We start from the raw sequence: 18557 nt of genomic DNA, 5'->3' as shown, positions 1-18557 counted from the left end.
CCCTATACCTTATACTCTATACCTTAAACCTCACACCCTACACCTTATCCCTCACCCCTCTGTAGGCCAATTGAAGTAACTAGCGGCATTATGATAGCAAATATCTTCGATAACTTTGCCAATCCAAGGTAAATTCTCAGGTAACTCACCGTTTTCGACTTCTTCGCCGAACAAGTTACAAAGGATTCGTCTAAAGTATTCGTGACGAGGATAAGACAGAAAGCTTCGCGAGTCAGTCAGCATGCCGACAAATTTACTGATCAGTCCCATATTCGACAACGCATTCATCTGTTTGATCATACCGTCTTTCTGATCAAGGAACCACCAACCGGAGCCGAATTGAATCTTTCCGGCCGAAGAACCGTCGTTGAAGTTGCCAATCATGGTCGCTATTAATTCATTATCTGCCGGGTTAAGATTATACAGGATGGTTTTAGCTAATTTATCCTGACTATCCAGTTTGTCAAGGAAACCCGCTAGAGCCCTTCCCTGCGAAAAATCACCGATAGAATCCCAACCCGTATCAGGACCTAATTTTTGCATCATTCTTGAATTATTATTTCGAAGTGCACCCAAATGATACTGTTGCACCCATCCCTTTTCGTGGTCCCATTCAGCGAAATAGGTTAGCATGGCCGATCGAAATTGATTATGCTGTTCATCAGAAATAACTTTACCCTGCAATGCGTTGGAGAAGATGGTTCTAATATCTTCTAATCTGTAGGATTCGTTATAAATTTCCTCTAACCCATGATCTGACACACAGCATCCATTTTCAGCAAAATAATCGTGTCTAACTTTCAGCGCTTGCAAATAGTCATCAAAATTTTGAACAGTTACCCCCGAAACGCGGCTCAATTTTTCTACATACTGCTGGAATTTCGACAGTACAGAAAGGTTCATCGCATTATCTGGCCGGAAGGCAGGTAGTACCCGAATTTCAAAGCCCTCTTTTTTTAGCTGTTGATGATATATTAAACTGTCTGTCGGATCGTCTGTTGTACACACAATCTTTACATTCATCTTCCTTAATAGATTCCTGACACTATATTCCGGCTTCTTAAGTAAATCGCTCGCTTCATCGTATATTTCTTCAGCAGTACTAGCGTCCAGTATTTTATCAATGCCAAAATACCGCTGCAATTCTAAATGCGTCCAATGGTAAAGGGGGTTCCTTAGGGTATATGGTACAGTTTCAGCCCACTTTAAAAACTTATCCCGATCACTGGCATCGCCGGTACAATAGCGTTCATCTACACCATTCGTACGCATTGCCCGCCATTTATAATGATCGCCATATAACCATACTTGTGTAATATTTTCAAATCGGGCATCCTCGGCTATCTGTTGAGGGGACAAATGACAATGGTAATCGATAATGGGCATTTTCGCCGCATATTCATGATATAATGTTTGCGCTGTATTACTTTCTAATAAGAAATTTTTATCTAAGAATTTTTTCATACTCGTGAGCTTTAGGCAGTAGGCGTACGCTTTATGCCTGCTTCTACTAATAACTAACAACCAATAACTAACAACTAATAACTAATAACCAGCAACTAACAACTAATAACTAGCAACTACAAAGACACCCCTCTCTTCCAAGGAATAAAGTCATCTTGATTCAATTGCACTGCTTTGGGAATCACCTCACCGCTTGCTGCCCGAATACAATATTCCAGAATATCCTCACCCATTTCTTCGATGGTTTTTTCACCGGAAATAATCGGACCGCAATCAATATCAATAATATCTGCCATACGAGAAGCGAGCGAAGAATTGGTGGCGACTTTAATTACCGGACATACGGGATTTCCTGTGGGCGTTCCTAAACCTGTTGTAAATAAAATCAGTGTTGCTCCGCTGGCTGCTTTACCCGTGGTTGCTTCTACGTCATTACCAGGGGTGCAAACCAAGTTTAAACCCGGTTTAATAGCTGGTTCCGTGTAGTCTAACACATCCTCTACCGGCGCTGTCCCACCCTTTTTAGCGGCACCATTACTTTTAATGGCATCCGTAATCAAGCCATCCTTAATATTTCCGGGAGAAGGATTCATATGAAATCCCGAACCGGCATTTTCGGCCGCTTGGCTATAGGCCCCCATAAGGGTTATAAATTTTTTTGCAGCCTCTTCATTCTTTGTGCGGTCTATCAAATTTTGCTCGGCCCCACATAGTTCCGGAAATTCAGCTAATAAAACTTTCCCCCCCAGTGCTACTAGTAGGTCAGCACAGTAGCCTACAGCAGGGTTGGCAGAGATACCACTGAAACCATCACTGCCTCCGCATTTCACACCGAGTGTAAGCTTGCTGAGCGGTGCAGGTTTCCGTTCCAATTTATCAGCTTCGGCTAAACCTATGAACGTTTGTCTAATCGCTTCCGTAACCATTTGTTCTTCGCTTTTAGACTGCTGCTGTTCGAAAATGTAAAGCGGCTTGTCAAAGTTTGGATTACGGTCTTTTAAGTCATTTAAAAAGTCCTGCACCTGTAAATTTTGACATCCTAAACTGAGCACGGTTACACCGGCCACGTTCGGATGATCGGCATAAGCTGCCAAAAGCTTACTTAATACCGCCGCATCCTGTCGAATACCACCACAACCACCTTGATGGTTCAGAAATTTAATGCCGTCTACATTTTTGAAAACCCGATCGGTTGGGACCCATGCTTCCTGCAAATCTAAATCAACTGAAGCAAGGTCCTTACCTTGTCGGTACCATTCCTTCAGTAAGCGCGCCTTCCTCTTGTATTTATCTGTCACGGCATACCCTAATTCATTATGCAATGCCTCTCTTATGACGTCTAGGTTTCTGTTTTCACAGAAAACGGTAGGTATAAATAACCAGTAATTTGCCGTTCCAACTTCACCATTAGACCGGTGATATCCATTGAAAGTTCTATTAGCAAACTTGGATACATCCGGGGCTTCCCAATGGTAATTGTAGGGTCGGAATGCGTAAGCTGCAGCCGCATGCTTTAGATTATCCGTACTCATACGTTCCCCCACCTTCACGGGATATTGTGTTTTCCCAACGAGCGTTCCGTACATGAGAACCTCCGCTCCTTTTTCCAAATCCTGCGTATAAAACTTATGCTTTGCCGGAATATCTTCCTTCAGCAGATATGTTTCCGACTGATATACGATTTGTTCTCCTTGCTGTAAATCTTGCAGCGCGACCAATACATTGTCTTTCGGATGTATCTTTAAAACCCTTGCTCCCATAACCTAATTAAGCTGATTGTATTTTTTGTTATTAACAGCCTCTTTTATTACTTCTTTAACCTTATTATCCATTAATAAACGTAAATAATGCAGTACCTTCTCCTGAAAACCGGGGAGTGTCAGCTTCTGTTTCCATATGCGTTGATCATTCAAAACTGCTTCAACCACTTGTTCCGGTTCTTTACTCCACAGTCCCTCAAATAAGGCGGCATATTCATCATTAATGGTATAATACCCCTTCTCGTTAGTATAACCTTTATAGGTATTGTCAATACTGCGCTTCGCCTTCATAAAAAGTATATAAGCTGCAAAGCCCATGGCCATAAACTCCGGTGCCTCACCTACTGCATCATAAAATCCTTTTATAAGCGCTACGTTACGCATTTCCATTTTAGACGTGTAATTCAATGTAATGTTAATCCACTTATGGTCGAGTGACTGATTTCTAAAACGATCCAGCACTTTTTCGGCAAAAAGCTTGGCTTCCTCGTTTTCGATACCACCGCGAGACACAACGGTTGGAACAATTTCCTCCATTAGTAGTTTTTTTATAAAGCCTTCTAAAAGAGGATCAGCCATGGCTGCTTTTACAGTTTCGCAACCAGCTAAAACAGCTAATCCACACGAAAAGGTATGCGTACCATTTAACAGCCGTAACTTTAACTCTTTAAATTTACTTATGTCTGAAGTGATGACCATTCCATCGTCCACAGTACTGAATGATAAAATTTCCGCAACTTTCGGATCCTTCGCCTCTATTGCCCAAAGTCGAAAAGGCTCCGCCATGATCATTAAGTCGTCTTGATATCCTACACGCTCCTGCATTTTTTGATGTTCTTCGAAGGGAAGCTTTCCTGGTACGATCCGGTCCACCAATGTATTGCAAAAATAATTGGCATCTTCAAGCCAATGTAAAAATGCCGCCTCCAACCGATGTTGCTCAGCTAATTTCACTATAATTTCTTTCAGTTTTTTTCCATTGTCTGAGATTAATTCTGTTGGCAATATAACCATTCCCGCCTCCTTATCACCACCGAAGTACTGAAAACGTTTATACAAGAAAGCCAATAATTTAGCTGGATAGCTATGCGGTGGGTTCAATGTAATCTTATCATCTTTATCATACATTATACCTACTTCCGTTGTATTCGATATTACTACCCGCAATTGCGGTTCTTCTGCATAACGTAATATTTCTCCCCAATTTTCCGAAGCGGTTAATACTTCCTTAATGGAAGAATTAATACTGATCTCTTCGATTTCTTTTCCGTTTTCAATTCCTTTTACACAAAGGGTATATAAGCCATCCTGCTCCTCAAAGCTATCTGTTCTGCCACTTGCCGTAGATTTCACCACAACGATTCTTCCATTAAATACCTGCTTTCTGTTTGCCTTGTCAATAAAATATTCAGGCAGACCTCTTAATAATACGCCCGTACCAAACTGTATTACCTTTACCGGCAATTCCTTCCAATTGGCCGCGGGCACTTCAACCTCGACAGGTAACGTACCCTTTTGCAAAAACTTATTGTTTAAACGTTCCATTTTTATTGCTTTATGTTGAGTTGTCGAGTAGTTAAGTTGTTGAGTAGTTCTTAAATACGATCACCAATGGTACTTAACCTGTATGCTATCACTACTTAACTATTTCACTACTTAACTATTTCACTACTTAACTACTTAACTATTTCACTAACCATTTCACCCAATCATGTGTTGCTTGAAAATTTTGGTATTTTGCAGGTAACTTCCTTCCATCTAAATATTCATTGTATATCCATGGGTCTCCTAACACAAACACTTTTCCCTTGCCGTATTTGCTAATGGCCATGATATTTAACCCTTTTGTTCCAACGATTGGTGTGGCAGGAGCAAAAACGCGAAGTGAACTGATTTCCTTGATATACAATTTATAGGGCCTTTTAAATATAGGGTTACTTTTATCGACTTGAACGGCTCCCTGTTCAAATTGATTGTTTTTCACCATCAAATGGTTGTCTTCATTGAATTGAACACCAAAATGGCCTGCAAGCTCATTAAAATGCGTAAACTCAGCATTGCCGGCATCATTTCCAAGCAATACAAGTGTTCCTCCATTTTTAACCCATTTAACAATTACATCGATTTCAGGAGTAGCCAAATAATTTGGATGGGCAGATTCCTTTTCGGTGTCAGGATCTACGATGATATATACATCGGCCTTTCGAAGATTTTCTTCTGTAGGTTTTACTCCCAATGAATCAGTAACTGCACCGTAGGAACGGAAAATGTACCCTAACAGGGAATAACCACCGTTATCCTGCTCTTCCCAGGTATAATGATAACGTTCTTGCTGCCCTAGTAAGCTTTTCCTTGTTTCATGGTTGTAATAATAATCCAACAGCACCTTTTTTCCTTTAGCGAATTTCAAATTAGGGACCATTTCCATTTCAACTGCACATTGTATGAAAGCACCGATCCCCTTCGGGTCGTTTTGAATGACCGGTTCGCTCATGTAATATTCAAAGGAGCCGTCACGATAGGGTTTTCCTCCTAAACCGGAAACTTTCACCGTGCCGTTTAAGTTGACATTGCCCTGTTCATCTTTTTCAATGAACTCTTTCAAAATACCCGTATAACCCTTTTCAGCATTTTTCAAAAATTTAGCAGGTAAATATCCTAAACGCACACCTTTTGCTAAAGTATAGACAATCATCGATGAAGCAGAAGCCTCTGGGTAGTTTCCTTTTCTACTAGGCATATCGGTCACCTGGTACCAAAGACCATTCGCTTGCTGAAACCTGGCAACTGCATCTGCGTAACGATTCAAAATAGCTACAATCGTATCTCTACCGGAATGATTTTTAGGAAAATAATCCAGTACATCTACCAAGGCCATGCCGTACCATCCTAACGCACGGCTCCAAAAATTTGGTGACCGACCCGTTTCCTTATTAGCCCACTGTTGTTCTTTCGATTCGTCCCAACCATGGTATAATAAACCCGTTTTTTCGTCACGCGTATTCTTTTCAATTAAAGCAAATTGACGGCTAATGTCGTCGAAAGCTTTCGGCTCGTTAAACAGCTTTGCATATTCCGCATAAAAAGGTTGTCCCATGTACAAGCCGTCTAACCAGACTTGATGTGTATAGATCTTCTTATGCCAGAAACTACCCTGTTTGGTTCGTGGATGTGTATCAAGTTGTTTTCTTAAATGCCGGACTGCTTTTAAGTACTTTTCTTTTCCAGTTACCTGATATAGAAATAAGAGGATTTTTCCGTTATTAATGAAGTCGATATTATAATCCTCCATTTTATAAGCATTGATGGTACCGTCTTCCTGCACATAATGGTCCATTTTATGCTGGATATAATCGAAATAGCGCTTATTCGCTGTATTCTTCCAAACCCCTTCTACTCCTTTTAGAATTACCCCCAAGTCATAACTCCATTTAGCCGGCTGATTTTTTTCCAGTGTAAAAGCATCAGGCCAAAGTCGCATAGCCGTTTGCGTCATCAACTCACTATATTTTACTTCCTGTGCTTGTACATTAAAATAGCTTATCATGAGCGATAGCAACAAGAGCCGCTTAAAAATCCAATCCATTCCTTATCTTAATTAATGTTTATAACGTTTTTATTGGCACCAAAATCGGCTTTAATAACCGGTTGAGCTCCCGTCAAGCCTTGCACATCAACTGTAGAAGTACGTTCGCCCTGAAGATGAAAGATATTTGCATTTTTCACTTCTAGCTGATGCAGCTTTATATCATTGCTGTTTAAAATATAGGCAATTTGCTTAGAAGCATCTTCAACCTGCAACTTTACGTCGCGCAGGCTTATATTGGATGCTTCCTGTATATCGATGCCCTCTTTAGCAACCATGTCAAGCCTAGTCAATTGAATATTCTTTATGTGCATTTCAGGTAAGCCTCGGATAAAGAGCGCTTTAGCTGCCCCATCGCAAACCACATTATTAATATAAAAATCCTTAAATTGCGGTGTTGCTTCAGTAACAGGCAAAAATTCCACTTTAGGAGGTTCCCGATGTTCTCCACTTAACACGATCGGATCCTTTGCTTCATAATACATATCGAACAGAATAGCCTCTCCGGGAATATCTTTCATGAAAATGTTATTGATATATACATTTTCTACTACGCCTCCCCTTCCACGTGTCGTTTTAAATCGTAAACCGATATCGGTTCCGATAAACGTACAATTGTCAACATATAAATTTTTCGCACCGCCGCTCATTTCGCTTCCCACAACAAAACCACCATGCGCATGATAAACCGTACAATTCCGTACCCACAGATTTTCCGTTGGCATACCACGTTCCCTACCCGCTTCATTTCTGCCGCTTTTAATACAGATAGCATCATCACCTACATCAAAGGTGCTTTGTTCCACCAGTACGTTTTTACAAGACTCAATATCCAAGCCATCTCCATTTTGGGAATACCAAGGATTGCGTACATTAATATTCCGTATGGTTAAATCGGCGCTCATTAAGGGATGGATATTCCAAGCAGCTGAATTTTGAAATGTTACACCCTCCAGTAAAATACGCTCACATTTCTCGAGCAAAATCATATTCGGTCTCAAATAGTCCTTTATTTCCTCATAGAACTGTGCATTTTTCCCCTTCTCCACAAGTCCGGGATCCTTATAAGAAGCTCCTTTCAAAGAACTCTGAGAAGGATACCAAATATCTCCTTTTTCGTTAAGAACGCCTCCGGAGCTTATAAGCTTCTTCCATTGCGTTTCTGTCATTTTCGCTTTTTTCACCATTCGCCAAGCATCACCATTTCCGTCAATAACCCCTTTCCCGGTAATCGCTATATTTTGCTGATTTAAGGCCCATATAGGCGATTGGTTCCGCATCTGCGGGATCCCTTCCCAGCTGGTCTGTACCAAGGAATATTGCGAAAAATCTTTTGTAAACTGCAGCAACGCGTTAGCGGCCAAATGCAAGTTTATATTGCTCTTTAAGGTAATAGGCCCCGATAGCCATACACCTGCAGGAATTAAGACCACGCCTCCACCCTTCTTATGTGTTTGATCAATAGCTTGATTAATCGATTCCGTATTTAAATGACGTCCACCGGAAATCGCTCCGAAAGCAGTGATTGATACCGTATCCTTTTTAAAAGTAGGTAATGAGACAGTTGGTTCAGCAAGTTTTTGGGCGAATGCCCCATGGGTAAAAATTAAGAGTATAACAGTTTTCAGTATCTTATTCATAAAGCATTATCAAGGTATCAATCGGTTATGCCCCTACAATTCTAAGGCTATCCGCTAATCTTTTCAAACATTTAAAGGTCTTTATTTGCGCAATCGTTACCGATAACGATTGCGCTGTTTTTTTATCTGGCTTCGTATCCTGGGTTTTGTTGGATTTCCGCTTCATTGAGATCAATAGCGTCCTGTGGAATCGGTCGCAAAATCTTATCTTGACCGTCTGGTCCTCTAAAGGCGCGATCGACTCCAATCCGTTTGATATCATAGTTATATTTGGCACAAAATTCTTTCAATTTCCCTGTTCTTCTCAACTCCGGCCACCTTAAATATTCGCCCGCAAACTCTTTCGCACTTTCAATCAGATAAGCATCAAGTGCCTGACTTTGGCCAGCGGCTGTGGCGATATCTATGTTCGGACTTAACCGTCCGCCGTCTTTTGCATTACCCGGTCTATCCAACACCGCCTGTACATAAGTTGCTGCACTGGCGAAATCATTCAATCCAATACAAGCTTCTGCATAAAGGAAGTAGGTTTCGGCCAAACGTGCCAATACAATATCTCGCACACTGGCTGTTTGCTGAAATATGGTACGAGTTTGCGGACTATCAAACTTTTTAATAACCGGTGTACTCATATCCGCGTCATAGAAGGCTCTATAAGCCTCTTCATCGTACTTAAACGGGTAATACCGGAAATTACTTGCTATTTGTCCCTGGTGTTGATTTGCCCACGCTAAAGAATCGGCGCTTGTATATTCTCTACCCCAAACGCGCGGATAATAGGCTCTGATCAAGATGCTGGATTTATCTTTGCTGGCATCATAATAATCAAAATATTGATCATAAATGGTTAGCATAAAAGTTGCATCGTATCGAGCGTCATTCTCTCCATAAAAAGTATGTAAATTCCAGGAAGGGTATAATTGAGCACTCATGTATTTATGATTTAGCTCGGATCCACCTAAGTAGGGACCGAAAATACCCTGTTGATTGTTTCCGTCCGTACTGGAAGCAATGGATTCCAAATCATATTGTATCGCAAAAATGATCTCATCATTATTTTCATTATAAGGGCTCCATAATTGCTCAAATGGAATACTAATTGTTTTGCCATTTATCGCAGCCAAGGCATAAGTCTTTGCTTTTTCAAAATCAGCCGCTTGTTTCAGGTCCCATGCGCTGGTGAGATGCACTTTCGCTAAGTAATGGTTAATGACTGTTTTATTTACTCGCGCCTTAGCTGTTCCGACAAGGGGAAGGGCTGCTTCCATTTCGCCAATGATAAAGGTATAGCATTCCTCCAAGCTGTTTCTCGGCATATTTAATCGCGGTTCAAAAGTGGCTTCTGTATTAATATAGATCCCGCCAAACTGCTCCACCAAAAGAAAGTGATAAAAAGCGCGCAAAAAGCGCAATTCAGCTAGGTAAGTTGCTTTTTTCTCCGCGTCAATTTCGGCTATATCATTATAAAAAATAGCCATATTAACAGTTTGAATAGCTTTATAACAGAGTTGGTAATAGTCCTTTACATAGGAATCCGTGGCATAAAGTTGTTCGTATTCCTGAATAGATCGATCACCCGTACCTCTCGCTCGTTGATACATATCAGTACCCGCTACCAGCAACCAGGGAGTTAGTCGGAACGTCTCACGTAAGGATGAATAAGAGGCTGTTACTAAAGTTTCATAACCCGCCTCGGTTCGATAGAACTCTTCGTTCGTGATCCCTCCTTTATTATCTTCCTCTAAAAATTTCTTACAGCCACTGAGTAACAATGTAAGAACTATATATATTAAAATACGCTTCATGATCGTTATATTAAATCGTCAATAATCAAATTAGAACTTAAGATTTACACCCAATTGATAAGTAACTGTACTTGGACCATTACCGTTCTGTAAGGAGGTAGTTGCATATTCCGGATCCCAACCTTCGTATTTGGTAAAAGTGAATGGGTTAAGTATGTTAAGGTATACGCGTAACTGACTTATTTTCGCTTTCGACAACATTTTGCTTGGAAGCATGTAACCCAAGATAATGTTTCTTATTTTTACAAAAGAGGCGTCAGTATATTGTCCGTTACTGCCATAATATGGTCCGGCGTTATTAATAGCCGGATATTTCCCGTTTTCGTTTCCAGCGGTAGGTGACCAAGTAGCCGAGGGAGATCCGTCTTCTTTTGTACCCCAATTATTCCAATCGTATCTATCGATCCCTTGAGGCACGAAATAATCGAAGCGAATTTTAGGTCTTCCACGCTGCGTATTACCTGGGCCAAATTCTTCCAAAAATCGATCCTGTACAAAAATCCCTTGACGAGTAAACAAATCAACTGATAAATCCCAGCTTTTGTAATTAAAAGTTGAGCGAAGATTGGCAGTCCATTTAGGATTAGGACTACCCAAAATTACCCGGTCGTTAGCCGCTGTAATAATGCCGTCACCGTTAATATCCTCTACTCGTGCCTGACCCGGCTGTTGCCCCCATCGCGCAGCTTCCTCCACTTCATCCGATTTCCAAATTCCTACAACACGATAGTCGTAAATTACCTCAATAGGGTGTCCGATAAACCTTTTTTCGCCCATTACATCTTCCTTTTTACCATAAAGAGATTCGATGGCATTTTTATTATGAGCGAAATTCAGAGAGGTAGTCCATTGGAAATTAGGCGTACGGATATTGGTTGAGTTTAGGGAAATTTCAATTCCGCGATTGCTTACTGAACCAATATTATCTGTCATGGTAGCAACACCCGATTCAATAGCCAACGATCTACTCATTAACAAGCCATCGGACAACTTATCATAGACATCAAGTGATCCATAAAGTCGTTGATTGAAAAAACCAAAGTCCAGTCCGAAGTTCAGCTCCCGTGTCTTCTCCCACGTAATTGCAGGATTGACTGGATAGCCTGGTCGGAGGCCGGAAACTGCATTACCATCGCCAAAATCATACCATATCAATTCATCCGAAATCGGTGTTTGCATTGATCCGTAAGGGCTAATTCCGTTATTGTTTCCCGAGTAACCAAAACTAAATCGAGCCTTTAAATCGGAGAGCCAATCGGCCTTCATAAATTCTTCTTCTGATAAGCGCCAACCTAGTGCAAAGGAAGGAAAAGAGGCCCATTTGTCGGCCAATTTAGAGCTTCCGTCATAACGGATTGTTCCGGTAACTAAGTACTTTCCTTTATAATCATAGTTAACACGTGCGGCATAAGAGATCAAACCAGACTCGTTATATGAAGTTAGTGAATTGTCCCGCATTAAGTTACCTGTAAATAAATTATACCACTGAGAATCGTAAGGTAAATTCTGGGTAGCGGCCTGTATTCTTTCAAATCGAGTTTTATAAAAACTGTTTATAAGGGTGGCATTTAAGTGATGATTATCATTAAAGGTCTTATTATAGGTTATTTGATTATCCCAGGTATATTCCAAACTTTCATCATTTTGTTGATAAGCCTCATTCTGGTTCCTATTACCTGGCACAACGTCATAGTATTGTCCCACTCGCTCACGGGTAAATCGTGGCATGATGGTACTTTTTATAGAGAATCCATCAAACAGGTTTACTTGCGCGTAGGCGCTTGCTAACACGTCATACCGTCTAGTCTCTTGATTACCGCTATTAATCTCTTGCAGTGGATTGGGTGAGCTCGTAAAGTTTCCACTACCTTGAATAGATGCGGCAATACCGGGTTGTTGAATAAGATTACCTTGATCATCATACGCACGCAAGATAACGGGCATTCGCATAATATCGCGATAGCCGTACTGGCTTCCTTGATTAGTAACGGTATGGGATAAATTAATGGTACCTCCTGCCGAAAAAAACTTGGATCCCCGGTGGTCGATACTCAATTTCATATTGTATCGCTTTAGGTTTTCGTTGATAAAATTACCTTCTTCATCTTGATAACCTAAACCGAGATTATAAGCTAGATCACTTGAGCTTCCACCAATATTTACATAATGATTTTGCTGATGCCCATCTTGTGTACCCAAAGCAAGCCAATCTTCATAATCTTCATCAAATAGACGTTGTTCCAATAGCGGGCTTCGCTGTAAAACAGAATTTCTATTAGCGGGCGTTAATTCATACTGACCTAAATTGGTGTTATAAGTATAGTAGGCCGACGTGCGGAAGTCTACCCATTCTCGTCCGCTCATAAAATCCGGTAATCTTGCAATTTTACGAATGCCGTAGAAACCATCGTAAGTCACTGACATTCGCGAACCATGATTACTGCCAGCATTCTTTGTTCGCACAATAACAACGCCGTTCGAGCCGCGCGAACCGTAGATGGCTGTCGAAGAGGCATCACGCAAAACGTCAATTTGCTCAATATCGGCTGGATTTAAAAAATTGATATCGCCCATCACTACGCCATCCACAACATACAAAGGGCTTCCACCCGCTAACGAGTTTTGCCCCCGGATCTGGATATTAAATCCACCGCCGGGTTTTGTTGAGGTGGAGCTGATATCGACCCCCGGAACAGAGCCTTGTAAAGCAGCCATAGCAGAGGTAGTTCCACGAGCTTTTAAAGTCTCGGAAGTGACCGAACCGACGGCACCTGTAAGGTCTCCTTTTTTCATCGTCCCGTAGCCGACTACGACCACCTCGTCTAAACCTGTTGCATCTTCTTCTAGAGTAATTGTGAGGGTTTGTTGTCCGTTAATAGGAATTTCCTGCATTTTGTAACCCAGGTAGGTAACGGTTAACACGGGGTTCTGCGTATTTGGCAGCTGTATGTTAAACGCTCCGACATCATTTGTACTTGTAGTTGTACTTGTTCCTTTTACGGCTACCGTTACACCAGGTAGCGGCTCTTGCGCTGTATTGACGACCTTTCCGGTAATTGATCTTGTTTGGGCAAACGAAGAGCAATAACTGAAAAATAAGAGCCCAAAAAGCGTCCATAATTTTTTAGTCATAATGGTTCTAATAAGTTAATAGAAATTGTGGATTTATTGGTTAATCAAAAAGCTATGATTGGCTCGTTGATAGCTACAAGATACATGGATAAAAAAGAAATCCCCTCAAGAGATCTCGTAAAAAACTACGCAATCGTTGCCGGCAACGATTGCGTAGTTTTAAGCCTTAAGCAATAGGCAATATGCTGGAGGCTAATTTGAGTAATCAAGATATAAGTATCAGGACACCTGCCTGACGGTAAGCAGGTAAGTATAAAGACTAATCATCACATTGGCTAATCATCACATTGGCTAATCATCACATTGGCTAATTCACCACTTCCCTACTTGACAACTCAACTACTTAACTACTTCCCTACTCAACTATTCAACTACTCAACCACCTGCTACTGATATCCCGGATTTTGAGTAAATTCACTTTTATTGGTTACGGCGTCTAATTGGTTTTGAGGGATTGGACGAAGCATATGATAATCTCTGAAATAAGTAATCGCATGTGGGTTGTATTTTTGCAGACTTTCTTTTAATTTTCCGGTACGTTTTAAGTCAAACCATCGCATCTGCTCTCCCGCGAACTCTCTTGCCCGTTCCTCTAATATAAAATCGAGCGTTACATCAGCAGCGTTAACATCCATTTCTTCTTTATGTCCTTCTTTTGCAGCACGTTCACGAATAATATTCAAATAAGTCACGGCCTCCTCGTTATTGCCGGTTTTAAAGGCAGCTTCGGCTACGATCAAGTACATTTCGGCTAAGCGAATAACAAAAGCATCCCGAACACTCTGCGCTTCGTTTATACTTCCTCGGGTGTTATCCATGAACTTTTTAAGTGAAATATAACGTAGCCGATTCTTCGATGAGCCATCTGTATTATAAATATCGCCATCATCATAGATGGTGTAATTTTTTGTTGCACGTACCGAGGCCGGAACCGTATACTTTGAAATAAATACGGCTGTGTCGCCAACATTCATCCCTGCAGGTCTTCCCGACGCATTCGGTTGATTACAATACCATACGTTCTGAAAAGAGGCTTCAAATCGGCTATCGATGTTTTCATTAAAAAGATATAATAAATATCTTGATGGCTGATAACGGTTAAAAGGCCGACCATATTCCAAGCTTCTAATCACTCCCGGTTGATCATCATACTTCATCAGGAAAAGCATATGGGCACTATTTGACCCTCTATTATCTCCATCCGGATAAACATTATCGTCCTGTTTGTCATTATCGTTCAGATTAGAAGAATAATTAACGGCATAAACAATTTCACTATTTTGGAGATTGTTCATTCTCCATAAGTCAGCATAATTAGGCAGTAAAGCAAAACCATAATCACTAATTACCTTTTTAGCTAAAGCACCCGCTTCGGCATTCAACCCTCTGGTTAAGTATACACGTGCCAAAAACGCCTCCGCAGCTGGCTTTGTTACGCGCCCATAATCAGCGGTAGTAGGCGCTAAATGATCAACAGCAAAACGTAAATCTTCGATAATTAAGTTGTAAAAATCATCGACACTCGATTTCCTTGCTTCTGTAACGACACCTACTGTTTCCTCGGTTGTCAAATGGACGCCTCCCCAGGTTTCTACAATGTGATAGTAATAGAAGGCGCGCAGAAATCGAAATTCCGCTGTCCGCTGTATTTGCAGTGCCTGATCCATCCCCGAATTTCCGACTCTTGCGATACCGGCATTACATACATTAATGGCCTTGTAAAAATTAGACCATACTTCCTGTAAGGCGCCGTTGGTTGCTTGAAGATTTTGATAGGTCGTAAGATCCGGATATACATCACCCGCACCATTGGTCCATAAGTCGGTACCAGTTTCTCCTATATTATAGCCACGCTCCTTACCATACCACCAACGTTGATAACTATAAGCGGCATTAACCAAGGTCTCAAAACCTTTAGGTGTTGTATACAAAGTCTCGTCGGTAATACCACTGAGGTTCTCCTCATCAAGCATTTTTTTGCATGAAGTTAGTCCAGCTGCCAATAAAAAAGCAGCGATTAAAACTGTTTTATATCTAGTATGTACAATCATTATAATAGCCTTTAAAAGTTAACATTAATACCTGCCACAATTAAGCGCGTTAAGGGAGCTGATTCACCGCCTCCACGCTCCGGATCGTATCCGTTAATGGTTTTGGTCCACATCGCCAAGTTTCTACCCGACACATATACCTTCAATTTAGCTAAGCCCCATTTATCCGTCACGGAAGTGGGTAAAGTATACCCTAGGGTTACATTTCTCAATTTCACAAAAGAGCCGTCCGTATAACCCAAGGTAGAAGTATAGAGCATACTTGTTCTACTTAAATTGGCATTAGGCCGTGGCCATTGATTACTAGGATTTTCGGGTGTCCAGTAACTAATATCAGCTGTGCTATTTTCAACGGCTTGGGGATCGTATCGGGTCAGGTAATTGGCGTTGATCATTTGTCCAATGCGCGCAAAAACATTAATGTTTAAATCGAAATTTTTATAGCTAAAATCGTTGTTCCAACCCAAGCTCCATTTAGGCACTTGCGAGCCTACTACTACGCGATCACCATCTGCGGTAATCACGTTATCGCCGTTCTGATCTTTTACTCGTATGTCACCGGGTCTTTGACCATATTGACCCGCTAGTTCTTCTTCTCCTAGTTGCCAGATACCGAGCTTTTCATAATCGAAATAAGAATTAACGGGATAGCCAACAACTACGTAACGAGCATCCAAGCTGATCACATCTTGGTTATCGATCAGCTCTTTCACCTTTTCAATATTTTTGGTAAATGATACCGTACTGTTCCATTTAAATTGGTTGTTGCTTATTGGAGCCGCATTTAACATAAACTCAATACCTTTATTTTCTGTTTTACCAATATTTTGTGTAACGAAAGAATAGCCGGAAGTAGGTGGCAGGATTCTATCGAGCAATAAGTCGCTCGTACTGGTGTGATAGAGTTCTAAGGTACCGTTTAGTCTTCCTTTGAACAATCCGAAGTCCAACCCGATATTGGTGTTAGCCGATTTTTCCCAACCTAACTGGGGGTTTCGTGAATTGTTTGGAAAACCGTATCCAGGAGCAGACGCGTCACCATAAGCAAAAGGGATTCTGGTGAGCGTACTCTGCGATGAATAAGCAACGACTGAAGAGTTGCCGGAAACACCATAACTTGCTCGCAATTTAAGATCGCTAAACAACGATTGCTCCTTCATAAATCCCTCATCTACGATACGCCAAGCGCCCGCTACAGAAGGAAAAAAGTCCCATTTGTTCCCTACAGCCAGCTGACTAGCACCATCCGTCCGTGCCGTTAGTGTCAACAGGTATTTTCCTTTATAACCATAATTTACCCGAGCGGCATACGATAGTAGTTTTGTTTCGGTATAAGCGCTGGTTATAGCGAGGTTTTGCGTATTCGAACCAAGGTTATAAAAGAAATTATTGTCTAATAATTGATTTTCCCCTTGCGCTGTCGCATTCTCGGTATCATTATAAAGGTATTCACTGATACCTGTTATACTGAAATCATGTTCACCGAAAGTCTTCTGGTAATTCACAATTGCTTGCCAGTTATAGCCTAACCCATTGTTTGTCACATAGGTAGCGCGTGAATTCGCTCCGTTACGACGAATTGAGTAGGAACCCTCATATAAACCATCGCGTAAATTAGAAAGATTTACTGCAAAGTTACCGCGAATACTCAATCCTTCAACGGGTTTAAACTCCGCAAAAACGGTTGGGAATACACGGAGTGTTTTTACATTGTTTTTGTAATTGCCTGGTTGCTCATCCGCCAAGGGGTTGATGGCTCCACCCTGTCCGGGGTAAATAATATAATTATCTTCTGTGTCAAAGGGTGTATTCAGCGGACTAATTTTATTTGCCTGATTAAGCGGATCGGCACGCTTGTTTTGATCGTAATAAGTTAACTGGGTTTGCGTTCCCACTTTAAGTGTACCGGCCACTTGGTAATCAAGATTTAACCGAGCGGTATAGCGTCTGGCATCATCCATTTCGAATAGTCCCTTTTCATTGAAAAAATCAACCGAGAAGTAAGATTTCAGTTTCTCCGTACCCCCGGAAATGTTTAGCTGATAATCCTGTTGATGTCCTGTTCCTAATAACATATCCGCATAATCGGTAGAAACATTGTTTTCGATAAAACTGAGTTGCTCATTACTGAATATTTTGGCATCGTCGGCCGGACTGCTCCAAACACCCGTAGTACGATAAGCTTCCCTACGTAAAGCCACATATTCCTGTCCGTTCATTACGCGCGGATATCCCGCCACGTTTTGTACGCCGTAATAAGCATTAAAGGAAACCTTAGGAGCACCGGATACACCTCGCTTGGTGGTGACAATGATCACACCATTCGCTCCTCTTGAACCATATATGGCAGTGGAAGAGGCATCCTTTAACACTTCCATACTTTCAATGTCATTGGGGTTGATATCCTGAATGCTGGAATATTGCATCCCGTCAACAATAAAGAGTGGTCCATTGCCAGCGGTAATGGAGCGATTACCTCTCACAGTAATGCTTACACCGGATGTGGCAGAACCGCTTTGTCGCACAATATCTACTCCAGGCGCTTTTCCTTGTACTGACTCCATTACATTCGTAGTAGGTAATTTTGTTAGCTCTTCACGCGCGACTGAAGTGACTGCTCCTGTGAGATCCCTTTTTTTAACCGTGCCATAGCCGATTACTACTACCTCATCCAAGTTAGTTGCGTCTTCTTCTAACACGACATTTGATAATCTCTTTGGTGCATCAATTGGTATCTCCCGGGTTTTGTATCCCACATAATTAAAAACCAAGGTAGCTGGCATCGCAGGCAGTGTTAAGCTGAATTCTCCTTGATTATTTGTACTGGTGCCAGTGGTGGTTCCTTTCACCAACACGCTGACAGCAATTAGGGGTAACCCTTCTTTATCGACCACCTTTCCTGTAACGGTCCCATTTTGTCCAACCGCAAAGGATAAGTTAATCCCCGTCAGACAAAAAAACATAATAAAAAAACTGCTGATTCTTTTAGGTAATTGCATCATTTTGATTAGCTAGTATTAATTTTGGCTTGTGATTTTAATTGCTTAGCATCTGATTCGCAAGTATAGAATTATCCCAGTGTATTTCCAACGTTGGCATCACTTGAAATTTACGCAATC

At 41.3% G+C, this 18557-nt stretch carries 9 protein-coding genes; all 9 read right to left on the bottom strand.

What is annotated here, in order from left to right; translation table 11 throughout:
• Positions 1-51: 51 nt before the first annotated feature.
• Positions 52-1464 carry a glucuronate isomerase gene (gene uxaC, locus FKG96_RS11885; protein WP_013666162.1) on the bottom strand — a complete coding sequence of 471 codons (1413 nt, stop codon included), beginning with the start codon at positions 1462-1464 and terminating at the stop codon, positions 52-54.
• A 116-nt stretch (positions 1465-1580) separates the two neighbouring features.
• Positions 1581-3224, bottom strand: a complete 1644-nt coding sequence (locus tag FKG96_RS11880) for a UxaA family hydrolase (RefSeq protein WP_130857560.1) — start codon at positions 3222-3224, stop codon at positions 1581-1583.
• Positions 3225-3227: 3 nt separating this feature from the next.
• Positions 3228-4769: a tagaturonate reductase gene (locus FKG96_RS11875; protein WP_130857561.1), complete on the bottom strand. Its 1542-nt coding sequence runs from the start codon at positions 4767-4769 to the stop codon at positions 3228-3230.
• Positions 4770-4908: 139 nt separating this feature from the next.
• On the bottom strand, positions 4909-6810 hold the full coding sequence (locus FKG96_RS11870) for a glycoside hydrolase family 88 protein (RefSeq protein ID WP_130857562.1): 1902 nt from the start codon (positions 6808-6810) through the stop codon (positions 4909-4911).
• 8 nt (positions 6811-6818) lie between these two features.
• Positions 6819-8450, bottom strand: a complete 1632-nt coding sequence (locus FKG96_RS11865) for a glycoside hydrolase family 28 protein (protein WP_130857563.1) — start codon at positions 8448-8450, stop codon at positions 6819-6821.
• Between the two features lie 122 nt (positions 8451-8572).
• Positions 8573-10255, bottom strand: a complete 1683-nt coding sequence (locus tag FKG96_RS11860) for a RagB/SusD family nutrient uptake outer membrane protein (protein WP_013666157.1) — start codon at positions 10253-10255, stop codon at positions 8573-8575.
• Between the two features lie 30 nt (positions 10256-10285).
• Complete coding sequence (locus tag FKG96_RS11855) at positions 10286-13387, bottom strand: TonB-dependent receptor (protein ID WP_130857564.1); 3102 nt, start codon at positions 13385-13387, stop codon at positions 10286-10288.
• 386 nt (positions 13388-13773) lie between these two features.
• Positions 13774-15438: a RagB/SusD family nutrient uptake outer membrane protein gene (locus tag FKG96_RS11850; protein ID WP_130857565.1), complete on the bottom strand. Its 1665-nt coding sequence runs from the start codon at positions 15436-15438 to the stop codon at positions 13774-13776.
• 11 nt (positions 15439-15449) lie between these two features.
• Positions 15450-18440, bottom strand: a complete 2991-nt coding sequence (locus FKG96_RS11845; protein WP_130857566.1) for a TonB-dependent receptor — start codon at positions 18438-18440, stop codon at positions 15450-15452.
• Between the last annotated feature and the right edge of the window lie 117 nt (positions 18441-18557).

Origin of the sequence: Olivibacter sp. LS-1, from assembly GCF_008245145.1 — a bacterium.
Classification (GTDB): Bacteria; Bacteroidota; Bacteroidia; order Sphingobacteriales; family Sphingobacteriaceae; genus Olivibacter; species Olivibacter oleidegradans.
The sequence above is the reverse complement of the archived record's forward strand: the minus strand, read 5'-3'. Positions and strand labels throughout refer to the sequence as shown.

Excerpts from the sequence above, each read along its gene's own strand:
- FKG96_RS11860 (WP_013666157.1), bottom strand. The coding sequence starts at position 10,255 with ATGAAGCGTATTTTAATATATATAGTTCTTACATTGTTACTCAGTGGC.
- FKG96_RS11875 (WP_130857561.1), bottom strand. The coding sequence starts at position 4,769 with ATGGAACGTTTAAACAATAAGTTTTTGCAAAAGGGTACGTTACCTGTC.
- FKG96_RS11845 (WP_130857566.1), bottom strand. The coding sequence starts at position 18,440 with ATGATGCAATTACCTAAAAGAATCAGCAGTTTTTTTATTATGTTTTTT.
- FKG96_RS11850 (WP_130857565.1), bottom strand. The coding sequence starts at position 15,438 with ATGATTGTACATACTAGATATAAAACAGTTTTAATCGCTGCTTTTTTA.
- FKG96_RS11870 (WP_130857562.1), bottom strand. The coding sequence starts at position 6,810 with ATGGATTGGATTTTTAAGCGGCTCTTGTTGCTATCGCTCATGATAAGC.
- FKG96_RS11855 (WP_130857564.1), bottom strand. The coding sequence starts at position 13,387 with ATGACTAAAAAATTATGGACGCTTTTTGGGCTCTTATTTTTCAGTTAT.
- uxaC (WP_013666162.1), bottom strand. The coding sequence starts at position 1,464 with ATGAAAAAATTCTTAGATAAAAATTTCTTATTAGAAAGTAATACAGCG.
- FKG96_RS11880 (WP_130857560.1), bottom strand. The coding sequence starts at position 3,224 with ATGGGAGCAAGGGTTTTAAAGATACATCCGAAAGACAATGTATTGGTC.
- FKG96_RS11865 (WP_130857563.1), bottom strand. The coding sequence starts at position 8,450 with ATGAATAAGATACTGAAAACTGTTATACTCTTAATTTTTACCCATGGG.